Here is a 21087-nt window from a genome sequence, read left to right on the forward strand (position 1 = left end):
CCATGAGCCAAACACCCTGGTGGCAGAGTGCCGTGATTTACCAGATCTACCCCAAGAGCTTTCAGGATTCCGCTGCCCGTGGCACCGGTGATCTCAAGGGGATCATGGCCCGCCTCGACTATCTCAAGACCCTGGGCGTTGACGCCCTCTGGCTGACCCCGGTCTACGTTTCCCCGCAGGTGGACAACGGTTACGACATTGCCGACTACTACGCCATCGACCCCGCCTACGGCACCATGGAAGACTTCGAGGCGCTGCTGGCTGCCGCTCACGCGCGGGACATCCGTATCGTGATGGATATCGTGGTCAACCACACCTCCACCGAGCACGCCTGGTTCAAGTCGGCGCTGGGGGATAAAAACAGCCCCTATCGCGACTACTACATCTGGCAGGATCCGGTGGCGGGCGGTGTGCCCAACAACTGGCAATCCAAGTTTGGCGGCAGCGCCTGGGCGCTGGATGAGATTACCGGTCAGTACTACCTGCACCTGTTTGCCCGCGAGCAGGCGGACCTCAACTGGGAGAACCCGGCGGTGCGCGCCGAGGTGAAAAACATCATCCACTTCTGGGCGAAAAAGGGGGTAGACGGTTTCCGCCTCGACGTCATCAACCTTATCTCCAAGGATCAGGCATTCCCCAACGACGAGATTGGCGATGGCCGCCGCTTCTACACCGACGGGCCGCGCATCCACGAATTTTTGCAGGATGTGAGCCGCGATGTGTTCGCGCCGGTGGGGGCCATGACGGTGGGGGAGATGTCATCGACCAGTCTGGAACATTGCCAGCGCTACGGTGCACTGGATGGCTCCGAGCTCTCTATGGTGTTCAACTTCCACCATCTGAAGGTGGATTACCCCAACGGTGACAAGTGGACCAAGGCACCGTTCGATTTCCTCGAACTCAAGCGCATCTTCAACCACTGGCAGAGCGGCATGCACGGCAAGGGGTGGTCGGCGCTGTTCTGGTGCAACCACGATCAGCCGCGCATCGTCTCCCGCTTCGGCGACGAGGGCGAGCATCGGGTGGTAGCCGCCAAGATGTTGGCCAGTACCCTGCACGGCCTGCAGGGCACCCCCTACATCTATCAGGGGGAGGAGATCGGCATGACCAACCCCGGCTATCAGAGCATCAATGACTATCAGGATGTAGAGAGCCGCAACATCTTCGCCATCAAGCAGGCGGAAGGGATGAACGAGGCCGAGATCCTGGCGATTCTGGGGGCCAAGTCCCGCGATAACTCCCGTACTCCGATGCAGTGGAGCGCCGCGCCTAACGCCGGTTTTACGGCAGGCACTCCGTGGCTCACGCCTGCGGCCAACTACCCCGAGATCAATGCCGAGGCGGCGCTGGCCGACCAGAACTCGGTGTTCTGGCACTATCGGGATTTGATTCGCCTGCGTAAGGATTACCCCATCTTCACGCAAGGGGATTATCAGGAGCTGCTGGCGGGGCATGAGAAAGTCTGGGCCTATACCCGCAGTGCCAACGGCCAGACCCTGCTGGTGGTGAGCAACTTCTACGGCGAGCCGGTTGAATTTACCTTGCCTGCCGAGCTGCAAGCTGCTGCAGGTCGGCTGCTGCTGGGTAACTACCCCGATAGCCCGGTCCCACCGCAATCGGGTATGCTGCGCCCTTATGAATCCCTGATCTGGCTGATGGAGTAGTGGATGAGCGAGGTGATTACGAAGGCGGCGGCTGTGGTGCGTGGCCCCGAGTGGCAGAAGATGGTGGCGGGGGAGCCTTATGATGCGGGGGATCCCGCGCTGGTTGCTGCACGCGAGCAGTGTCGTGCATTGCTGGGTGAACTGAACCGGGAGTCGACCAATTCCCCTGGGTGGGATGAGCGTCTCACGCGTTTGCTCGGTAGCCGTGCTGAAAGCTGCTTTATTACCCCGCCATTTTTTTGCGACTACGGCACCAATATCCATGTGGGGAAGAATTTTTACGCCAACTTTAACTGCACCATCCTCGACGTGTGCGAGGTGCATATCGGTGACAACGTGCTGCTGGCGCCCGGGGTGCAGATCTACACTGCGGCTCACCCCGTTGCCGTCGCACCGCGCATCAAGGGGGTGGAGTTTGGCAAGCCGGTGCGGATCGGTCACAACGTCTGGATCGGCGGCAGCACGGTGATTTGTCCCGGCGTCACTATCGGTGACAACAGCGTGATTGGCGCAGGCTCGGTGGTGACCAAAGACGTGCCCGCCAATGTGGTGGCGGTAGGTAATCCCTGCAAGGTATTGCGGCCCATGACAGCAGAGGAGTTGATGGAGGGGTAAGCTACGGGGGGTTTAACCGAGATAATGGATGAAGTGGGTAAGTCACCCCCTCAAACGAAAAATGCCCCACCGGAAGGTGGGGCATTTTTATAACAGCAACTAACGTGCTGGCGCGTGTTGATAGCCGCGAGTGTTAGATGGCCCAGCCACCGGCATAGAAGACCACCAGTGCCACGGCGATGATGACGGTACCGACGTTGAGTTTCTTCCACTCGGCGGCAAACAGACGACCAACGACCAGCGCCACGAAGCCCAGCATGATACCGGTGACGATGTTGCAGGTGAGCACGATGAAGACGGCGCACAGCATACCGGCCAGCGCATCGACCGAGTCACTGAAGTCCAGCTTGGTGACGTTGCCCAGCATCAGCAGGCCGACGTACATCAGGGCTGGTGCGGTGGCGTAGGCCGGTACCAGATAGCTCAGTGGCGACAGGAAAATCATCATCAGGAACAGCACGCCGACCAGCGCCGCGGTCAGACCGGTCTTGCCACCGGCGGCAGTGCCTGCGGCAGATTCGATGTAGACGGCCGCTGGAGCACCACCCACCACGCCAGCGACCATGCTGCTAACAGAGTCGGCTGTCAGGGCCTTGCCGCCGCTGATGATGTGGCCACGTTCATTGATGAGGCCCGCCTGACCGGCCACAGCACGGATGGTACCGGTAGCGTCAAATACGGCAGTCATCACCAGCGCCAGCACGGTGGGGATCACCACCGGATTGAGGGCGCCCAGCAGATCCATGCTGCCCACCAGCGAACCGTTGGTACCGGTCAGGCTCGGCATGGCGAAGAAGCCCTGCCAGGTCACTTGCGGATCAAAGATGAGACCGAGGATGGAGATGGCGATGATCACCATCAGGATACCGCCCGGCACCTTGCGACGTTCCAGACCGAAGATGGCGGCCAGACCCAGCACCGTCATGATGACCGGGAAGGAGGTCACTTCACCCAGTTGAACCGGCAGACCGGCCCCTTCGTTCTTGATCACCATGCCGACGCCGTTGGTGGCGATCAGCAGCAGGAACAGACCGATACCTATGCCGGTGCCGTGGGCAATGCCGGAGGGGAGGTTATCGAGGATCCACTGGCGCACGCCAGTGATGCTGATCAGGGTGAACAGCACACCCATCAGGAAGATGGCGCCGAGGGCGACAGGAATACTCAGTCCCTGACCGAGTACCAGACTGAACGCGGTAAAGGCGGTGAGGGAGATGGCACAACCGATAGCCATCGGCAGCTTGGCCCACAGCCCCATCAGCAGGGAGCCGAAGGCGGCGATCAAACAGGTGGCCACAAAGACCGGGCCCTGCTCAAAACCGGCGGCACCCAGCATATTCGGCACAACTATGATGCTGTAGACCATGGCCAGGAAGGTGGTCAAACCGGCCAACAGTTCCTGGCGCACACTACTACCGCGCGCAGAAATGGAAAAATAAGAATCCAAAAAGCCACCGGTGGTGCCGTTGGCGGCCATATCTTGCTTTGCCATAACTTATCCTAAAAGTGTGAAGGAAATCGTTTGCTTTTGTGGCGCGCAAAATAGCAAGAATTCGCGGAAAATGCAGTGGGTAACCTGACTTTTTCATCAATATTTTGCATAAAGGGCCCATTCGGAGTTCAAGTGCAGACTCAAAAGGGAGGAAAGTCAGTGTGAAGTGTTTCTGAGGAGGGGAATAGGTGAGAAAAATGGAACAACAAAAAACCCGCCTGAAGCGGGTTTTTTAAATTCTTGCTGAGCGATTAGCGAATGGCATTAGCCACAAGCAATATGCTCAAGCTTGAATTACAGACCAACTACGTTGGCTGCAGCCGGGCCTTTCTGGCCTTGCTCGATGGTGAACTCAACGCGCTGACCTTCGTCCAGGGTTTTGAAGCTGGTGGACTGGATAGCGGAGAAGTGTACGAACACGTCTTTGCTGCCGTCAGCCGGGGAGATGAAGCCAAAACCTTTTTCAGCGTTGAAGAACTTAACGGTACCAGTCATTTTGTTAGACATAATAATTTCCTTAAATAGTATTTGAAATGCTACAAAATGTAGCAATCGGTGATTTTTCGTCAGCAATACGTATGGGGAGCACTAAAGAAGGAGAATTATTTTGTAAGAATTATCCTAGGATAACGCTTACACTAATCACTGCTTTACTAAAATGACTGCCTAACATAATCAGGTCTGAACTGCCGAACCATCGAGAGAGATTAAAACACGCTCTCATTGTTAAAGCAAACCTTATCTCTATATTAATTTTTTGTAACGAACGTGAGGTTGGTTGTTTTTTGGTAAAAGCTATTTATTTCAAGTGTATAGAATGTCCCATTTTAACGGGAACCGCTTCTAAGGAAGCTCGCTTGCGCTTTTTTGTATCACTAATGTAGCCAGGTTTGGCAGTAAAGATGACGCTCATGATCAGATTGAAATGCTTCACGCTTGTGGGCAGTGCGCGCTCGGGGCTATAAATGAAAATGCCCGCTCAGCACCAAGTGCGAGCGGGCATTTTCACTAAGCAGGGAATTAGCGTTTGCTGCGAAACTTGTTGCTGACTGAATCTATCCAGCTAAAGGTTTCTGGCAGTACCTGATTCTTGGCGCGCTCTTTTGCTTTCTCGCGAGCAAGCTTGGAGGCCGCTTTGGCTGCTTCGGCGCGATCTGCCACAATTTTCAGGCGACCCTCTTCACGGATTTTGTTCCGCTCTCCGTTGGTCAGCTGGTGGTCTGCATTGGCTTGCGCTTTCTGCAATAACAAGGCTATTTCAGCTTTTTCAGCCTCGGTCAGATCTTTCATTTCCAGCTTTTTCACAGCGCGCTCCTGCGGCAGGGGGGTTAGATACCCTAACACAGTTGTGCCGATCACTTCTTATGCAATCGGCATTCCAGCAGCAAAAACACCAGTTAGAGCCAGGTTCCCGAGATTTCGCGGCAACTTTAGCGCTTGTTTACCGCATGTCAGGTGATGGCCAGTGGAGATAGCGCCATCTGCTCGTCTGGCTCGACATGGATCAACACAATGGCGTGAGGCAGTTGCTCTATGATCTCATGTTCGATGCGGTCACATATATCGTGAGCTTCACCAATAGTCATCTCGGTTGGCAGGGTGAGGTGAAAATCAATATGGCGACGACGACCAGCACGGCGGCTGCGCAAATCGTGAAAACCGCTGGCGGCAGGGCAACATTTAGTGATGATGCGGCTGGTCGTCTCCAGCTCCTCGTGGCTCATGCTATGGTCGAGCAGGGGGTGGAAGGCTTCATTGAGCATGCCGATCGCCTCCCTGACAATAAAGATGGCGACAGCAATTGCCACCAGTGGATCGAGGATGGCGAGTGAGTGGCCAAACAGACTGGCCAGCCAGATACCGCCAAGACCGATGGCCACTCCGGCGGAGGTGAGAACATCGGCCTTCAGATGAAGTGCATCTGCAGCCAGCGCGACGGACTCCTCTTCTTTCGCCACCTTATATAAGTAGGCAGATACGCCACTGTTAACTACCGCTGAAATCACCATGACAAGCACGCCCCAGCCGATACTTTCGATGGCTGCTGGGTGGATCAGTTTGTCGACCGCCTCGAAAATAATCCACCCTGCAGCCAGCAAGATCAGCAGGGCCTCTATAACACCAGAGACATTTTCAATTTTGTCGTGGCCATAAGGGTGGCGCTCATCGGGAGGAAGGTCTGACTTTTTCACAGCGAACAGGGCGATCAGGGCCGCCACCAGATCCATCGCGGAGTGGATGGCTTCCGAGATGATACTGACCGAGCCACTGGCGATACCTGCCATTACCTTCATGATGATCAGGCTGATATTGGAGCAGACGGATACCATGGCTGCTCTGGTTTTTCTGTTCATGTCACAGCTTCCTGAATAAAAACGAATATTTCGGTGCGGCGCGCATTATATCTGGCTGACCGGAAATAACCTATTCGGTGTTGTAACCTGATGTTTCTGGTGATATTGCGAATGCTTATTAAAATGGTGGCCGCTTAAACAGAAATAAATAATGAGAGAGATTTATATTTATCCGTGAAAATATCTCGGAAGTGCTGCCTTAATATAAGCGTGACAACATTTAATAATGCAAATCACTCTTTTTTGGTTTTTCGTATCGAGCCCATTAGGCTTGATGTTCCAAGGGACTGCTCGTAGCTATTTTTTGGTGAGAATGAGGCTGGATTCGGATACGAGTGGAGGGTATGCTGGTTCTGTTGATGGCCCCTGCCATCACACCAAGCGTACTGAAGTTGATGATTCGGATGGCATGCTGGATCCCTTGCGGCTCCAACTGTCTAGATAACATTTTTGGAGTTTGATGATGAGTAACAAAGAACATCACAACGGCAAAGATGCCAAGAAAAAACCGCAGCTGTCACTGAAAGAGAAACGCGAAGCCAAACGTCAGAAAGCAGATCTGAAAAACGGCAGCGCAATGAAGTAACGCTCCTCTACTGCTGTTCCTTCGGAGCCAGTACAAAGCCAGCCCTTACCGGCTGGCTTTTATGTTTGTGGCTCACGGCGTGGCGCCGTAAGCCGCGAAAATCTGGCGATAGCGACCATCCTGGCGCATTGCCTCAAGGCGTTCATCAAACAGGTTGCGGACATCGGTCGCACGGAAGGCAAAGTGATAGACGGTGGGTGGGAAGAGGTCCGCCTGCCTGACCTGATTGCGCTGGTAGCGCTCGCCAGTCTGGGCTGCGGCGATCAGCTGGTCCAGATAGTAGTAGAACACCCGCTCCTCCAGTACCACGGCATCGACCCTGCCGCGCATCAGCTGATGCACCTGCCCCTGCTGCTTGGCTACCTCCTCATAGTGGGGATTCTGGTTGGCCATGGTGGCGAACGCGCCCCCCAGAATGATCCTTGCCCGTTGAAAGGCGGTGACTCGCTTTGTATGCAGATCGTCCAGGGTGCTGATATGGGTGCTGCGCAGGGTGAAGATCCGGTTATGGAACGTAATGACGGGCCGGGTCAGAAAGTGGGGATCAACCATGCCGGGTCTGACATTGATGATGGCATCCAGCTTTCCTGACTCGAACAGACGGAAGGTTCGCTCCAGCGGCAGAAATTCAAAGCTGGGCTCATAGGCGCTACCGGCGAACGCCTCTTTCAGCAGATCCAGCTCGATGCCACGGTGAGCGTCTTTGATGACATAGGGGGGAATGGCAAAGCTGACCCCAACCTTGAGTGGCTTGGCCAGTAACTGGCCGGGCAACAAGCTGGCCAGCAGTAGCAATAAAGGGGTGATCAGCTGCATTACACCTTTCACAAAGCGCTCCTGTCGAGAATATCCATCACTGTAAGAGAGGCCGCCATAAAACGTCATATTCCTTTCTGGCTGACAGGTTCAGCCTTGAATACATAAAAAAAGACCCTGATTTATCAGGGCCTTTTCAATATTTCTGTTCTTAAAAAGGAAGGGCAGGAACATTTCAGTGTAACTGCCACTGTGTGTGTGAGTTGGTTGAGTACAAGCCAAGTAACCACAGGTTCTATCCACCTTGCTATCTCACCCACACGTCCTTAAATCGCATTAAACCTATCATTAATGCAGTTCGTGTCAACATCTCATGCATTTACGATAAAAAAGTTTACACAATTTTTCGAACGTCTTTCTCTGCGTATAGAGGACATACTACACCAGTTCTGATGTCTCGGGGCTGTGAAGTTGCAATCCTTAACGGCAACTACCCCTCCCTCAACTGCATGCCACCCGATCTCTTGGTCTGCTACCAGGTGTGGGTCGAAGATACTGAGCTGAACCGAATAGCAAGTGAACGCATGAGAGAACGTCAGTGGAGCGCGGAATGACCTATGACTGTGTGGGTTGGAAAGTAACAGACTGCCGCTTGGTTTAACCCTACCGTGCAACAGCCGCTGTAATCACCCTACTACACGTCTTCACCATCAGGTTTACATCAGAATGAAGTCATGGGCTGCTGGATTGGTACATGCTATCAGAGCTTTGTCGCCCATGGGGGAAAGCAATGACAGTTCAAACAATAGTCAAGGGAAAAAATGAGTCCAGATGTTAGTTCTAATTGAATCTTGATGAAGTTCAAAACCTGGAAACAGAAATATATATTTTTTTACGAAAATATTGTAGTAGATCTTTTTCTATTCAGCCTTGCGAGAGATTTGCTAATGCTAGAAGGAAATCAAGAGTCCATCGAATTGATAAGGGCCTTATACCCAAATTTCGAAATAACGGGTGTACCTAAGGCATCTGGTCAAAGGGCTGTATACTTTGGCATTTTTACTGGTCGTTCAGATATTGAACCTGAAAATTGTGATAAGTGGGGAGAGGTTGTTCTTAAAATGTCGAGTGTGACATCAAGAACAACTATCTCATACATGGAAAAAGAAGTTGAGGTTCTTAATCAAATCCGAAGTCCATCATTTCCTCGATTATTTTTTCATGAAGCAATCACTCTCCACCCAGAAACTGAGGAACCACTGAATCCGATTAAGTTCGTGAGTATAGAGCAAAGAATGAATGCTCAGCCATTAACGAATTTAATGAGTGGCTATAATAATGAGCCAGCAGTTATCTCATTTTTAGAAAAAATACTTATTGCAATGGATTGCTTATGGGGCCATCCACAAAAATTAGTACATAGGGACTTAAAACCAGACAACATTTTAGTTAAAGATGATGGTTCTCTTGTCATTATAGATCTTGGTCTATTACGGCAAGAAGGCTCTGCTGGTGTAACTTATAGCTTCTGTGATTTTGGCCCCTGTACGCCTGCCTATGCGAGCCCTGAGCAAGCTAAAAATGCAAAGAGAGATATCTCATTCAAGAGTGATCTATTTTCTATCGGCATTATTTGTTACCAGATGCTAACTGGACAGCACCCATTTATGGTTTCTGATGGCACAAACTATAATGATGAAATATTAGAGCGAGTATGCAGCCACACTCCTGATGCTTTACATACAAAGGGTGTTGATAGAGATTTATCAAATATAATTGAGAAAATGATGAGCAAGGAGCCATATCTGAGATATCGTGTTCCAAGTAAAATCATCAATGAATTGAATGCAATTAAGGAGCGGATATGAGTTTACGTTTATTTCATCAATCTGGACACTGTGCTAACTGGAACAGAGATTCTTTCGAAAAGGATAAAATCGGTGATGGAATAATTTTTAGTCCAGTTCATGAGACATGTAAAAATGTTTCTGACTATAGTAAAAAACTAAAGTCAGTATCATTATTTGATCCACAATTTTACTTACCTAGCTCTCAAAAACAAAAATTACAATCATATAGCTTCTTCCCCAATTCGATTATGGGGGAAAAAGGCTTTTCAACAATTGATTTTATGGCTGTATCTTATGAAGCAGCAAAAAGATGTATTGAGTTCCAATTGGAGAATGATTTTTTGGAGCTGATCATACCTGCAAGGTTTTATGAATACTTTGATGAAAAATATATCGATGGTCAATCTCAACAATTTGTACACCCATTTCTTGAGCAGATCAAGAAGCAAGACCCACTTGGTAGTAAAAAGGTATTGCTGACTGTTCCCATGACTTCATCAATGGTGAACAGTAATGAGTATCGAAATAAGGTTCTAAACTGGATTACAAGCTACCCTGAAATTGATGGTGTATATATGTTCTGCCAACATGATAGGGGTACAAAGCAAATAAATGACCTAACATTTTTGACTCAGTACATGGATGTTATTAAGGCATCTTATGATGCAGACTTAGAGGTTCTTGTTGGGTATTCAAACACTGAGTCATTGTTGTATACACTCGCTGGTGAAATTAGCCTAACTATAGGCGCATTCGAAAATACCAGAATGTTTTCTCTAGATAAATTCATCGTAACGGATGGGGATAGAAGGGGGCCAAAAGCCAGAATTTATCTTCCTAAACTGTTGAACTGGATCAACTTTGATGAGGCTAAAATTCTAAAGGATAGATACCCTCATATTTGGAGTAAGATATATACCGCATCAGATGAATCTGATGAGGCATTTGAGCTGACAAAAGACCCTGCATTTAATTCAGCAATATTGTATAAGCACTATTTTAAAGCGTTTAGTGACCAAATAGATGAGCTTTCATCCTTGAGCATTCAAGGGCGGTATAAAAAGCTGAATGAATGGATTGATGAAGCTATAGACCTACATGATGAAATCAGTAAACATGCATTGAAGCTTGATAAACACGGCAATGGGGATCATCTGAACACTTGGAGCAATGCAATTCGCATATTTGCACAATCCAATGGTTTAGTTTAATAAGGATTGCGCAATCATCGCATTGGCTTTCCAGTAGGCGATTTCAGAAAAGTGCGTTTCTTCAACAGGGGAGAAATGCACTAAGTAATCACCTTCTATAGAGATGGTTGCCAATCCAACATTATAACGTTTAAATTCATCAATGTTTTTTATTGCGGGGTTTGCATGCTTTTTGTCAAGTACAACCCAACTTTCATTAGCAAAAGTTTTATAACGACTCGCTTGCCAAAGAGCTCGCTTCCAATCTTTCAGCTTTGCTTCTACGGCCTTTATTGTATCTACAATATTCTCAGGTTCTTTTACTTTTACATAGATACCATTTTCTTTTTGTTTGCAGTAACCTGCATCAACAAATTCTTTGATCGCTTTTTTCGATAATGAGAGAGATGCGCCTGAAATTTTAGAGATGTGCTCGGCATCAAAGTTGGTTTTTAATGGCAACTGTTTTAGTGTGTATGCCCAAGAAGGTGTGATCTGCCCCAAATTTAAGGCTGCTTTCCTTCTCTTATACTCGAAGATGATTGCATCAGCTATGCCAAAACCACAGTCGAACTCTCTTTCAAAACCAATATTTTTCTTAAATTGCTTTCTCACAAGAGATTGCAAGCTGTTTACAAGAGCAAACTCTGAGTCGAACGCATCTTGCGAGGTATCAACGTTCGCCAATGAAGCTGATTTTATTGTAATTAGAGGACTCATATTCAACTCTTGCTCTTTATCATATACAATAAAACATTATATAGTATTATGTTTAAGTATTCCATATTTTTTTGGTGGCTGCAATGAGTGGAATGAATATTATAACTCACAAGATACTCAAGAAAAATAATCTGGGGACAGATTACTTTATTGGTGACTTACATGGGCACATTACTTCTTTGAAGCGCATTCTGTCTGTGGTGAACTTTGATCCTGATATTGATAGGGTAATTTGCACGGGCGATTTAGTTGATCGTGGGGCATGTTCACTAGAGTGTTTGAGGTTAACGGCCCAAGGTTGGTTCTATTCTGTTGTAGGTAACCATGAGGAATTCATTCTGGATGAAGATAATTCATCACCATATAAACGCTCTATTTGGGAAAGAAACGGTGGGGGGTGGTGGTTTTCACTTACAGATGAGGAGCGCCAGGAGTGTCGAGCCCTTATAGTGAACAATATGAGCTTCACTTTATCAGTAGAGCTTGAGGATTATCATATTGGTGTTATTCACTCAGAGGTTCCAATGAAGACATGGCCAATCTGTGACTCTGTTTTAAATGAATGTCGGCGTGAGATCCTGTGGGGGCGAAGTGTCATTTCATCTGAGGAAGAAAACTCCATCTCAGGAGTTGACTTTATTATTTCTGGACATACCCCTGTGGACTACCCCCGATTTGTCGGGAATCAACTATTTCTAGATACCGGTTCTGGTTACTCTCCAAGTGAGCGCATTAATAACCCACATCTCACAGCTTGTAAAATTAGAAAAGGAGTGTTTGATTTCATACATGCCACTGCGTTCACATGTACCACTTCACAAATTATTGTGACCTAAAAGTAATATATTTATTATGCTATAAACTTTTTAATCAATAGTTTCATTAGTGGGTAGATATGGCAAGAATCCTGATGACTCGTGCTCTTGACGACAACGGCCACATCGTTGATGTCAAAGACGTTGTTAGTGGCAAAGGATGCAATTGCACATGCATAGGTTGTCAGGGCGCTGTCTGGGCAATGAAGGGGCAAGTTAAAGCCCATTATTTCTCTCATGAGCCTAATTCAGTCGAACAGAATGCCTGTACCTGGAAGCCGGAAACGGAAATACATATCCTAGCTAAAGAGGTTTTAGCAACGGATAGGCAGTTGTTACTGCCTATTGGAACTATAAATACAATACATCAAAATATATCCTTTGATGAGATGGTATGTGAGGTTTATGAGGGCAGAGTTATACCTGATGTTATTGGGTTCATCGAGGGAGAGAAGGTTCTCATCGAAATTGCAGTTACGCACTTTTGTGATCGAGGGAAAGTTAAAGAATTAAAGAGGGTGAATGCAACCTGCATTGAACTTGACCTGAGTGGATTTCGTGTGAAAGGAGAGATAATCTCAAAAGATGAGATTAGAGATTATCTTAAAAAATGCCCTAAAAAATGGGTGTCTGTAGCCCCTGTTGGCAACTTCTCCGAAATGATTTACTCCCATAATAGACAACAATTATTATCTTTACAGCATCAGTATTCATCTTTGAGTTCAAAGCACCAGACAGAGGTTAAAAAACTTAATGCAGAATTCGAAGCGATAAAAAATACGCGCGAATCAGAACTAAGCGATATGCAAAGAGTGATTCAACAGTCTCGGCATGCAGAAGGCAAGGCTAACGCCATTTTAAAAAGATGGGAGAGAGTGTTAAAAGAAAAAGAGTCGTCCATTTTAGAGGCACAGGAAAAAATAATCCTATTGGAAGATCAATACAGAAGCTTTGAAATGGAATTGAAAGACCGTCTCTATCATATACAAGATGAAGTTGATCAAAAGCAAGATTTACTACGTGACCTTCTTAATTTAGATGAACTTAAGGCAGAGTTTTATTCACAGGTTGATGATGTAAATAGAACAATTAAAGCTAAAGAGGCTCAGCTTGATGCTGGTGAAGTCGAAATGCGTAGGCGTTCAGCTTCCTTAGATCTAATACAGAAAAATTTAAATGATAGCCTCATCTCACTACAAGCACGAGAAAATGCCTTAACAGAAAAATCCAAAGACTTGGCAAACATCGTGGATATTAAAGCAAGAGAGCAGGCTAAAGTAATGTTTGAGCAGTTGCTAAAAGAAAAATCAAATGAGATAAAAGCACTGGAGGAAAAAGAAAGGAAAGCAAAAAAAGATATTGATGATTTAAGGCGAAAATATAGTTCATATATCAAAATCCCATGATTTTCACATATAGATTGTACAGATCTAGTTATCACCTTGCACAAATCTCAAACAGGTGTCTTGTTCACGCTACTTTCGTGCGCCCTTCCTTTGGTATCAATTTCAGAAGCTTCTTCAAATAATAGGGTAAGCTCGTCTATTGGGACAACGTCCGTAGGCATGGCAAGGGCATCGTTTCCAAATCGATGCAGCTTGAAAGAACTAACTGAGGGTGATCACCACCATCCCCTTCAAGTCTATATCATGTGTATGTCGCTTCCACCATCACCAACTAACTGGTCTCAATACAGCAAGTCTCTGATTAACCGTGGCTCACTCACCTGCTGGATTGATGCCGAGGCCATGAGCAACTCTGGTTTCACCGCGACCATCACGGGTGATGAGGGCCTGCCAGCTCTACACCGGCCAGACCATTTGCACCTTTCTGATGCTCAAGTTTTTCCGTCTCACTCTGCGAACGCCCTAGCGGCTACTCGATTCCCTGTTCGAGCTGATGAACGTACCGCTTTGTACCCCCGATTACAGTTGTGTCAGCAAGCGGACCTGCACGGTAACAGTGGCCTATTGGCAGCCAGCTAAGGGGCGTATCACCGACCTGGTTAACGTTGCTCAATCCCCTGCGACGCAAGTTGGGTAACATGTATGCGGATGGTGCCTATGACAGCAAATCCAGCCATCAGCTTATTTCGCACAAAGTGGCGACAACCTGCATTCCACCTTGCAATAACGCGGGGCGATGGAAATGGGACACCCAAGAAATGAGGCTGAGCTGGTGATGCGAAGGGATGGGCTGACGCACTGGAAGAAGATATCGGGGTATCACTGTCGTTCGCTGGTAGAAACGGCGATGTATCGCTTTAAGTCGTTGCTGGCGGGGAAAGTCAATCTGCGTAACTACAACAGCCAAGTGGAAGAAGTCATGGCGTATATATGCGCCATAAGCAAACTGAATACCCTCGGCCTATCTGTAATAAATCCCCAAGTGTAATGGTTACTTGGGGCTGGGGACGTTGTAACTTGGCAGCAGATTTGGGAAACAATGTAGATTGGCCCCTTGAAGATCCAGACACTTCGCCCCTCTTAACTTAAGAGGTAGTCTTGGAACTATGTTCAGTACTAGTCGCAACGAGAAGATGGTCGAAGTGTTAACAGGGGCTGAGCGCCGTCGACGCCGGACTCCGCAGGAAAAGATCTCCATCGTGCAGCAGACCTTTGAGCCCGGAATGACCGTCTCTCATGTCGCTCGCTTGCACGACGTCAACGCCAACCAGCTTTTCAAATGGCGTAAGCAATTCCAGGAAGGGTCTCTCACGGCGATCACCGCCGGTGAGGATGTTGTTCCTGCCTCAGAGTTGGCTGCTGCCATCAAGCAGATCCGAGAGCTCCAGCGTCTGCTCGGGAAGAAGACCATGGAGAACGAGATCCTCAAAGAAGCCGTGGAGTATGGTCGAGCAAAAAAATGGATTGCGCATGCGCCCTTGTTGCCGGGGGACGACGATTAAGTGCTGTGAGCCAGGCCCTTAATGTATCGCGTGCGCAGCTATCCGTTCGTGTTCATCGAAAACCAGGTTGGCAAGATGGTCGTCATCATCGCCAGCATGATGATGCTGCCTTACTTGGCCGGATCATGGAGGCGATGGCTGAGCTTCCCTCCTATGGCTATCGCCGAGTCTGGGCGCTGTTACGGCGTCAGTCAGAGGCAACACGACAGCCTGTGGTAAACGCCAAACGGGTATATCGCGTCATGCGCGATCATGGACTGCTGCTGGAAAGAAAACCGGCTGCACCATTGACCCAGCGGGCACATAAGGGGCGTGTTGCCGTCAAAGAGAGCAATCGACGTTGGTGCTCAGATGGCTTCGAGTTTCGCTGCGATAACGGTGAAAAACTACGAGTCACGTTCGCCATGGACTGCTGTGACAGGGAAACCTTGGACTGGGCTGCTAGTACCGGGGGTTACGACAGTGCCACGGTGCAAGATGTCATGCTGAGGTCTGTTGAACGTCGCTTCGGGGATTCGTTGCCGGCATCACCGGTGGAGTGGCTGACTGATAATGGCTCGGCGTATCGAGCCCATGAGACCCGCGTATTTGCACGAGAGCTCGGGTTGGAGCCCAGAACGACTGCGGTGAGAAGCCCACAGAGCAACGGTATAGCGGAGAGCTTCGTGAAGACGATGAAGCGAGACTATATCGAGATGATGCCGAAACCAGATAGCCGAACAGCGGTAGGCAATTTGGCCATCGCGTTTGAGCATTATAACGAGCACCACCCGCACAGCGCCTTGGGATACCGTTCACCCCGGGAATTTCTGCGCAGTCGGGTATCACAACCCTAAGCGGGAAAAAGTGTCTGGATCTATGGGGTCAAATCCACAATGCTATTACAAGTCATCAGAATACGGCCAATATTAACTCAATCACATCATCAAAAATGCCAATAAAATAAAACAACATAGATATGGTGCATGAATAAATAAGAATAAATACATTTATTACTGTTGAAAACTTCATTTCTATATCCTAGATAACTTTTAAATATGTCTTATGGGTTTTTTTACATGAAATCACGTCTAAAATGCACATGGTATAATTAAAATAAGAATAATGAAAACTTTCCTGATTGGAGAACACCCATGATTGTCTGAACCTCACGCGATAAGCTAAATCGCATATACATATATGGCCCAATGAAAAAAAATACGTAAGAAATCGTAAATAATTTTCGCAATCATGTTGTATCCAGCACGCCAATTTATCTTGCGGCTTGTAGCTCCCATAATTACTTGGCTATTCACTGCATGTGGCACACGATGAAACTCTTAATTTCATGGTTGCTGATTGCTCGGCATTCCTTGTATTAAAGTGCTGTTCCTATTAGGTGAATTGTCTTGCCGGAGTATATGTAGTATGAGCAATCTTATCTATGGGGGAAAAGTCAGATACAACAATACTCAATCCACAATGAGTGCTCAATCTCACCTCGAGATACGACAAAAGCGCCGTGAACTACTATTCGGCATAGCTATTCAGGTCATTCCTGACTGAATAGCTATAAGTGACTGAAAGGAGGGGCATATAGCCCCTCCCCTTTCGAAAATCCATTCGATACCGCTCAATCCATAATACATACTTGGTTAAATGCAGAGCTACCATTTCCTCCATTGGCGGCAGAACCAACTGGTAATAGATAGGCCAAATGATCGACGCCCGACATATCCGATATCCAACTTGGGAACGTCGTATCCCATCCAAGTACAGTACTTATCTGATTACTAGGGTAAGCGCTGTACAATGTATCCATCTCTGCTCTTGTAGGCATACGCCAGGAAGAGCTACCACCAATATTAAGGTTTAAGCAATCCGTATCTGTGATCGTAAAGGACGCCTTACTCAAAATTACGAATCTAGCACCAGTACTCCCTGATACGACAACCTCATTGGTATTTACTGACGTCAATTCATTGCCAACTTTCGGGGCACCTGTAGCAGCTACAGGGGTCACAGAAAAAGAAATAACATTTTTCTGATCTGCTGCTGTCACCGTGTAGGTTTTGGCTGTTGCACCGCTGATCTCGGCACCATTACGATACCACTTGTAGGTACTTGCACCTTCGGCATCATTGTCTGCATCGCTGTAGACATAGCTACCGGTCAGCACATCCCCCACCGTCGGGCTGGTGTTGTCAATCGTGACACCTGCTGCCTGTGGCGCACTGCCTACCAAGGGGTTAACCGCATTGGTATCAGCCGACGTCACCTCGGTACCAGTTGTCGGGGTGCCCGTTACAGCAACCGGCGTCACCGCAAACGCAATAACATTGCCTTCGTCTGCGGTTGTCAGCGTGTAGGTTTTGGCTGTTGCACCGCTGATCTCGGCACCATTACGATACCACTTGTAGGTACTTGTACCTTCAACATCACTGTCTGCATCGCTGTAGGTATAGCTGCCGGTCAGCACATCCCCCACCGTCGGGCTGGTGTTGTCAATCGTGACACCCGCTGCCTGTGGCGCACTGCCTACCAAGGGGTTAACCGCATTGGTATCAGCCGACGTCACCTCGGTACCGGTTGTCGGGGTGCCCGTTACAGCAACCGGCGTCACCGCAAACGCAATAACATTGCCTTCGTCTGCGATTGTCAGTGTGTAGGTTTTGGCTGTTGCACCGCTGATCTCGGCACCATTACGATACCACTTGTAGGTACTTGTACCTTCAACATCACTGTCTGCATCGCTGTAGGTATAGCTACCGGTCAGCACATCCCCCACCGTCGGGCTGGTGTTGTCAATCGTGACACCCGCTGCCTGTGGCGCACTGCCTACCAAGGGGTTAACCGCATTGGTATCAGCCGACTTCACCTCGGCACCGGTTGTCGGGGTGCCCGTCGCAGCAACCGGCGTCACCGCAAACGCAATAACATTGCCTTCGTCTGCGGTTGTCAGCGTGTAGGTTTTGGCTGTTGCACCGCTGATCTCGGCACCATTACGATACCACTTGTAGGTACTTGTACCTTCAACATCACTGTCTGCATCGCTGTAGGTATAGCTGCCGGTCAGCACATCCCCCACCGTCGGGCTGGTGTTGTCAATCGTGACACTCGTAGCCTGCGGTGCATTAGTACCCATAAAGGTGACTTGCTTGCTTTGACCAGCCCCATTCGACAAAACAGCTGAAATAGTGCTAACCCCAGGCCTCAAGCTGGTTAGCTCAATCATGGCGAGACCTGCCGCATCTGAACTAATAGCACTCGACCCAACCAGAGTTGCGCCATTGTCTGCGGTAAAGGTCACAAGCTCGCCTTCCACAGGGGTCTGACCATCAGCTCTAGTCACCTTGACTTGCACTTTGTTTCTCGCAGTGCCATCAGCTTGGGCATTATCGACTTCAACTGTCATATTATCCGTAGTGATAAGTGTCTCTCCTGGGGATACCATTAAATTTGTTGTCACTCGCTCTGATGCATTTCCCTTTACATCATAAGCAATGGCACCCAGCAAATATGTGTTGATATCCTGAGCCCCTTTAGCTGCCTGACTTTGGTAGGCTGGTAGTGTAATTTTTACTTTATCAACCTCGATTTCTTCTAATGAACCACCCGCAGCAATTAATGCTGTAGCATCCCACATAACATCTTTCAGGCCATACTTAGAAGTGGTTGTAAGCGTTACTAATAAATTATTCCCAGCATTACCAGTCACGCTAGGTGGTAATGAAGCTGTGATAATATCTTGTTTGCGATACTCCAACACAATTTTGTTATTTCTATCGACTAGATCTAGTCTGTTTCCAGCAAGTACTCTGTTAGAAGCAACATTATTACCATTTAACTGTTTTTCAATTGGCACCCCGAGCTGGTAGTTCAATGTAAGACCAATATTTGTATCGTTCTCACCCCCGCTTCCCATACGGTGACCCACGGCGGCCGTCAACATAGGAAATGGTGTATAGTTTATCTCTGTCGTGATGGCGTGAGGATCCTTCTGTCTTGCTGATTCTCCATTACCAAAGAGAGCGACCTCATTCCCAAAGTACTGCTCGAAAATCAGCTTTCCACCAAGTTGTGGTAGCTGAGGAATGTATGCTTCACTTCGTAAGTCAAAACCATCAGCAGGACGTTCATCATAATCATCAAAGTCTCTTGACTGATGCCAATCGGTCAAGCCATGGTATAAATTTCCCGTAAGTTTCAAATAATCAGTCCAAGCTTCCGCGCCCACACCGATTCGACGATTATGACCCGTGAGGTCATTATCAATAAACATGTTACTGCCCAGCATCCAGTTGTCGATTTTAAAGAAACGAACACCGATCCCTGCATTGAAAGTGGTACGCTCGTCAATATGCCTTAAACCAGATTGAGCAAACCACAACTGATTTCCATCGTCGTACATGGGGACTAATAAGTCGAGCTCTGTTCCTTCCAGTGAAAAGTCCTCGTTGACTCCAATTTTTACACGAGCTGTACCGAATTGCTCCAACCACTGTTGAGATGTTTTGCTTACGGCTTGTACTGCGGCGTCATGCACCATTTGAGACGCGACTTTACCACCACCATCACTATTTTGAGCATTACCAAATTGACTCGCCAAGCTAGCTATCGTGCTTTCATCCAACGATGATTTATCGAGCTCATCATTGAAGTGAAAGGTTGATGCCGGAATTAAAATATCATCACCTGATTTATACTCTGATGTTAAATCAATAGTGCCTTTTGAATTATTAAGAACAATCAGAGAATCTAGACTAACCCCTAGCTTTTGGGCAACATCTGCTAATGTCTCTCCATCCTTTAGATGATACTTTTTGATGTGATTTACAGGGGGGGATTGAACCAAAATATTTTCGCCATCCACATTCGCTAGCACCATTGGCGAAAATGTGGTTGCGATTGGGAAGCCAGATTGAAAAATCAGGTTTATCCACACTATACGCTTCGAGATGGACATCATATTTTCTTTCTCTCACTTTGCTGCGCCGTTGTAGGTTTCTCCCTACAACATAGAACGAATTACCATACAGACAACAACTCTTAAGGCCAGATATGATAGCCATCACAACATATCTTCATAGTTACTATTTTTGAAAAAAGATGAAACCATAACCAATTGATTTTATTGTGTTTAATTTGATAACCTCAACTTTTGAAGGCGTTATCCTCCAAATCAAAGCCGCTTTAATGGGACTAACTGAGGGGATAGTGATCTGGTCACCACCATCCCCTTCAAGTCCGCATCATGCGCATGTAGCTTCCCCCATCACCAACTGGCCTCAATACAGCAAGTCTCTGATTAACCGTGGCTTACTCACCGTCTGGCTTGATGCCGAGACCATGAGCAACTGGTTTCACCACGACCATCTGCACCGTCTTGATGCTCAAGGGGTTGTTCAGTCTCACTCTGCGAACGCCCCAGGGGCTACTCGATTCCCTGTTCGAGCTGATGAACGTGCCGCTGTATGCACCGGACTACAACTGTATCCGCAAGCGCGCTCGCACGGTGAAAGTGGCCAATAGACAACCCGTCAAGGGGCATATCAGAGGCTTGGTTATCGATTCGACGGGCCTCAAGGTATTTGGTGAGGGTGAGTGGAAAGTCAGAAAACATGGCGCCGAGAAGCGACGCGTCTGGCGCAAGTTGCATCTGGCAATAGACCCCGCAACTCGCGATATTGTGGCAATGAAGGTGTCGTTGGAAAATATCCATGATGTCGAGGTGTTGCCAACTTGGCTCAATCTACTGAGGCTCAAGCTGGGGGTGTGTTTATGCAGACGGTGCCTATGACAGCAAAGCCAGCCATCAGTTGATAACACGCAAATGGACGATAGCCTGTATCCAGCCTCGCAAGAACGAGGGGGGGCGCCCAAGAAATGAGGCCGTGCTAATGATGCGCAAGGAAGGGCTGGCGCACTGGAAGAAGATATCGAGGTATCACCGTCGCTCGCTGGCAGGGAAAATCCGTCTGCGTAACTACAACGGCCAAGTGGGAGAAGTGATGGCGTATGGAAGCGCCATAAACAAACAGAATACTCTGGGCCTACTTGTAAGAAAACAACAAGTGTAGTGGTCACTTGGGGTTGGGAACGTTGTAACCTGATGGCTGATTTGGGAAACAACACCAAGAAGGCCATTAAAAAACAAT

At 48.1% G+C, this 21087-nt stretch carries 15 protein-coding genes and 2 pseudogenes; 10 read left to right on the forward strand and 7 right to left on the reverse strand.

The genetic code is table 11. The annotated features are described in order from the left end of the window. Positions 1–2: 2 nt before the first annotated feature. Both treC and BN1135_RS12440 read left to right on the forward strand, forming a co-directional pair. Positions 3–1664, forward strand: coding sequence for an alpha,alpha-phosphotrehalase (gene treC, locus BN1135_RS12435; RefSeq protein WP_042021526.1), 1662 nt, complete (start codon positions 3–5; stop codon positions 1662–1664). Between the two features lie 3 nt (positions 1665–1667). Then, entirely contained in the window at positions 1668–2279 is a 612-nt protein-coding gene (locus BN1135_RS12440) for a sugar O-acetyltransferase (protein WP_042021527.1), read from the forward strand. A 133-nt stretch (positions 2280–2412) separates the two neighbouring features. Here the strand turns inward: BN1135_RS12440 and BN1135_RS12445 are convergent, their stop codons facing one another. The 4 genes from BN1135_RS12445 to BN1135_RS12460 all read right to left on the reverse strand — a co-directional run bounded on the left by BN1135_RS12445 (position 2413) and on the right by BN1135_RS12460 (position 6125). Continuing rightward, on the reverse strand, positions 2413–3771 hold the full coding sequence (locus tag BN1135_RS12445) for an NCS2 family permease (protein WP_042021528.1): 1359 nt from the start codon (positions 3769–3771) through the stop codon (positions 2413–2415). Positions 3772–4065: 294 nt separating this feature from the next. Then, positions 4066–4278: a transcription antiterminator/RNA stability regulator CspE gene (gene cspE, locus BN1135_RS12450; protein WP_005316548.1), complete on the reverse strand. Its 213-nt coding sequence runs from the start codon at positions 4276–4278 to the stop codon at positions 4066–4068. A 513-nt stretch (positions 4279–4791) separates the two neighbouring features. Beyond that, positions 4792–5076: a DUF3811 domain-containing protein gene (gene yjbD / locus BN1135_RS12455; RefSeq protein WP_005340165.1), complete on the reverse strand. Its 285-nt coding sequence runs from the start codon at positions 5074–5076 to the stop codon at positions 4792–4794. Between the two features lie 146 nt (positions 5077–5222). Beyond that, positions 5223–6125, reverse strand: a complete 903-nt coding sequence (locus BN1135_RS12460) for a cation diffusion facilitator family transporter (protein WP_042021530.1) — start codon at positions 6123–6125, stop codon at positions 5223–5225. A 463-nt stretch (positions 6126–6588) separates the two neighbouring features. On the opposite strand from BN1135_RS12460, the gene BN1135_RS22560 reads away from it, so the two are divergent. Next, the gene (locus tag BN1135_RS22560; RefSeq protein ID WP_098970803.1) at positions 6589–6711 is read left to right on the forward strand and encodes a hypothetical protein; all 123 of its coding nucleotides are present in this window, start codon (positions 6589–6591) and stop codon (positions 6709–6711) included. Positions 6712–6783: 72 nt separating this feature from the next. On the opposite strand, the gene BN1135_RS12465 is transcribed toward BN1135_RS22560, so the two are convergent. After that, positions 6784–7527 carry a substrate-binding periplasmic protein gene (locus tag BN1135_RS12465; protein ID WP_042021532.1) on the reverse strand — a complete coding sequence of 248 codons (744 nt, stop codon included), beginning with the start codon at positions 7525–7527 and terminating at the stop codon, positions 6784–6786. A gap of 794 nt (positions 7528–8321) precedes the next feature. On the opposite strand from BN1135_RS12465, the gene BN1135_RS21180 reads away from it, so the two are divergent. After that, positions 8322–9335, forward strand: coding sequence for a serine/threonine protein kinase (locus BN1135_RS21180; RefSeq protein ID WP_052443834.1), 1014 nt, complete (start codon positions 8322–8324; stop codon positions 9333–9335). Continuing rightward, positions 9332–10528, forward strand: a complete 1197-nt coding sequence (locus BN1135_RS12475) for a hypothetical protein (RefSeq protein WP_139245261.1) — start codon at positions 9332–9334, stop codon at positions 10526–10528. Before BN1135_RS21180 ends, BN1135_RS12475 begins: the two co-directional genes overlap by 4 nt. On the opposite strand, the gene BN1135_RS12480 is transcribed toward BN1135_RS12475, so the two are convergent. Continuing rightward, a complete protein-coding gene (locus BN1135_RS12480) occupies positions 10520–11227 on the reverse strand; it encodes a hypothetical protein (RefSeq protein WP_042021536.1) in 708 nt (235 codons plus the stop codon). The two genes, BN1135_RS12475 and BN1135_RS12480, sit on opposite strands and share 9 nt — an antisense overlap. Before the next feature lie 92 nt (positions 11228–11319). Between BN1135_RS12480 and BN1135_RS21620 the strand changes: the two genes are divergently transcribed. The 4 genes and pseudogenes from BN1135_RS21620 to BN1135_RS12500 all read left to right on the forward strand — a co-directional run bounded on the left by BN1135_RS21620 (position 11320) and on the right by BN1135_RS12500 (position 15786). Further along, the gene (locus BN1135_RS21620; RefSeq protein ID WP_175479122.1) at positions 11320–12063 is read left to right on the forward strand and encodes a metallophosphoesterase; all 744 of its coding nucleotides are present in this window, start codon (positions 11320–11322) and stop codon (positions 12061–12063) included. Between the two features lie 74 nt (positions 12064–12137). Next, positions 12138–13448, forward strand: coding sequence for a competence protein CoiA family protein (locus tag BN1135_RS12485; protein ID WP_042021537.1), 1311 nt, complete (start codon positions 12138–12140; stop codon positions 13446–13448). Positions 13449–13691: 243 nt separating this feature from the next. Continuing rightward, positions 13692–14436 (forward strand): annotated as a pseudogene (locus BN1135_RS21625) (transposase). 145 nt (positions 14437–14581) lie between these two features. Beyond that, positions 14582–15786, forward strand: a protein-coding gene (locus tag BN1135_RS12500) for an IS3 family transposase (RefSeq protein WP_139245262.1) whose coding sequence is annotated in 2 segments (ribosomal slippage) — positions 14582–14900 and positions 14900–15786 — 1206 coding nt in all. Because the reading frame shifts where the segments join, the coding sequence is not laid out codon by codon here. A 776-nt stretch (positions 15787–16562) separates the two neighbouring features. Here the strand turns inward: BN1135_RS12500 and BN1135_RS21185 are convergent. After that, the gene (locus BN1135_RS21185; protein WP_082186787.1) at positions 16563–19898 is read right to left on the reverse strand and encodes an inverse autotransporter beta domain-containing protein; all 3336 of its coding nucleotides are present in this window, start codon (positions 19896–19898) and stop codon (positions 16563–16565) included. A 251-nt stretch (positions 19899–20149) separates the two neighbouring features. Between BN1135_RS21185 and BN1135_RS12510 the strand changes: the two are divergent. Further along, positions 20150–21009 (forward strand): annotated as a pseudogene (locus tag BN1135_RS12510) (IS5 family transposase). Positions 21010–21087: the final 78 nt, after the last annotated feature.

It is taken from the genome of Aeromonas sobria (assembly GCF_000820145.1).
GTDB classification, from domain to species: Bacteria; Pseudomonadota; Gammaproteobacteria; order Enterobacterales; family Aeromonadaceae; genus Aeromonas; species Aeromonas sobria.

What these genes read in the sequence shown, in the direction of transcription:
- treC (WP_042021526.1), top strand. Translation starts at nt 3, where the DNA reads ATGAGCCAAACACCCTGGTGGCAGAGTGCCGTGATTTACCAGATCTAC.
- BN1135_RS12440 (WP_042021527.1), top strand. Translation starts at nt 1,668, where the DNA reads ATGAGCGAGGTGATTACGAAGGCGGCGGCTGTGGTGCGTGGCCCCGAG.
- BN1135_RS12445 (WP_042021528.1), bottom strand. Translation starts at nt 3,771, where the DNA reads ATGGCAAAGCAAGATATGGCCGCCAACGGCACCACCGGTGGCTTTTTG.
- cspE (WP_005316548.1), bottom strand. Translation starts at nt 4,278, where the DNA reads ATGTCTAACAAAATGACTGGTACCGTTAAGTTCTTCAACGCTGAAAAA.
- BN1135_RS12460 (WP_042021530.1), bottom strand. Translation starts at nt 6,125, where the DNA reads ATGAACAGAAAAACCAGAGCAGCCATGGTATCCGTCTGCTCCAATATC.
- BN1135_RS22560 (WP_098970803.1), top strand. Translation starts at nt 6,589, where the DNA reads ATGAGTAACAAAGAACATCACAACGGCAAAGATGCCAAGAAAAAACCG.
- BN1135_RS12465 (WP_042021532.1), bottom strand. Translation starts at nt 7,527, where the DNA reads ATGCAGCTGATCACCCCTTTATTGCTACTGCTGGCCAGCTTGTTGCCC.
- BN1135_RS21180 (WP_052443834.1), top strand. Translation starts at nt 8,322, where the DNA reads ATGAAGTTCAAAACCTGGAAACAGAAATATATATTTTTTTACGAAAAT.
- BN1135_RS12475 (WP_139245261.1), top strand. Translation starts at nt 9,332, where the DNA reads ATGAGTTTACGTTTATTTCATCAATCTGGACACTGTGCTAACTGGAAC.
- BN1135_RS12480 (WP_042021536.1), bottom strand. Translation starts at nt 11,227, where the DNA reads ATGAGTCCTCTAATTACAATAAAATCAGCTTCATTGGCGAACGTTGAT.
- BN1135_RS21620 (WP_175479122.1), top strand. Translation starts at nt 11,320, where the DNA reads ATGAATATTATAACTCACAAGATACTCAAGAAAAATAATCTGGGGACA.
- BN1135_RS12485 (WP_042021537.1), top strand. Translation starts at nt 12,138, where the DNA reads ATGACTCGTGCTCTTGACGACAACGGCCACATCGTTGATGTCAAAGAC.
- BN1135_RS21185 (WP_082186787.1), bottom strand. Translation starts at nt 19,898, where the DNA reads ATGATGTCCATCTCGAAGCGTATAGTGTGGATAAACCTGATTTTTCAA.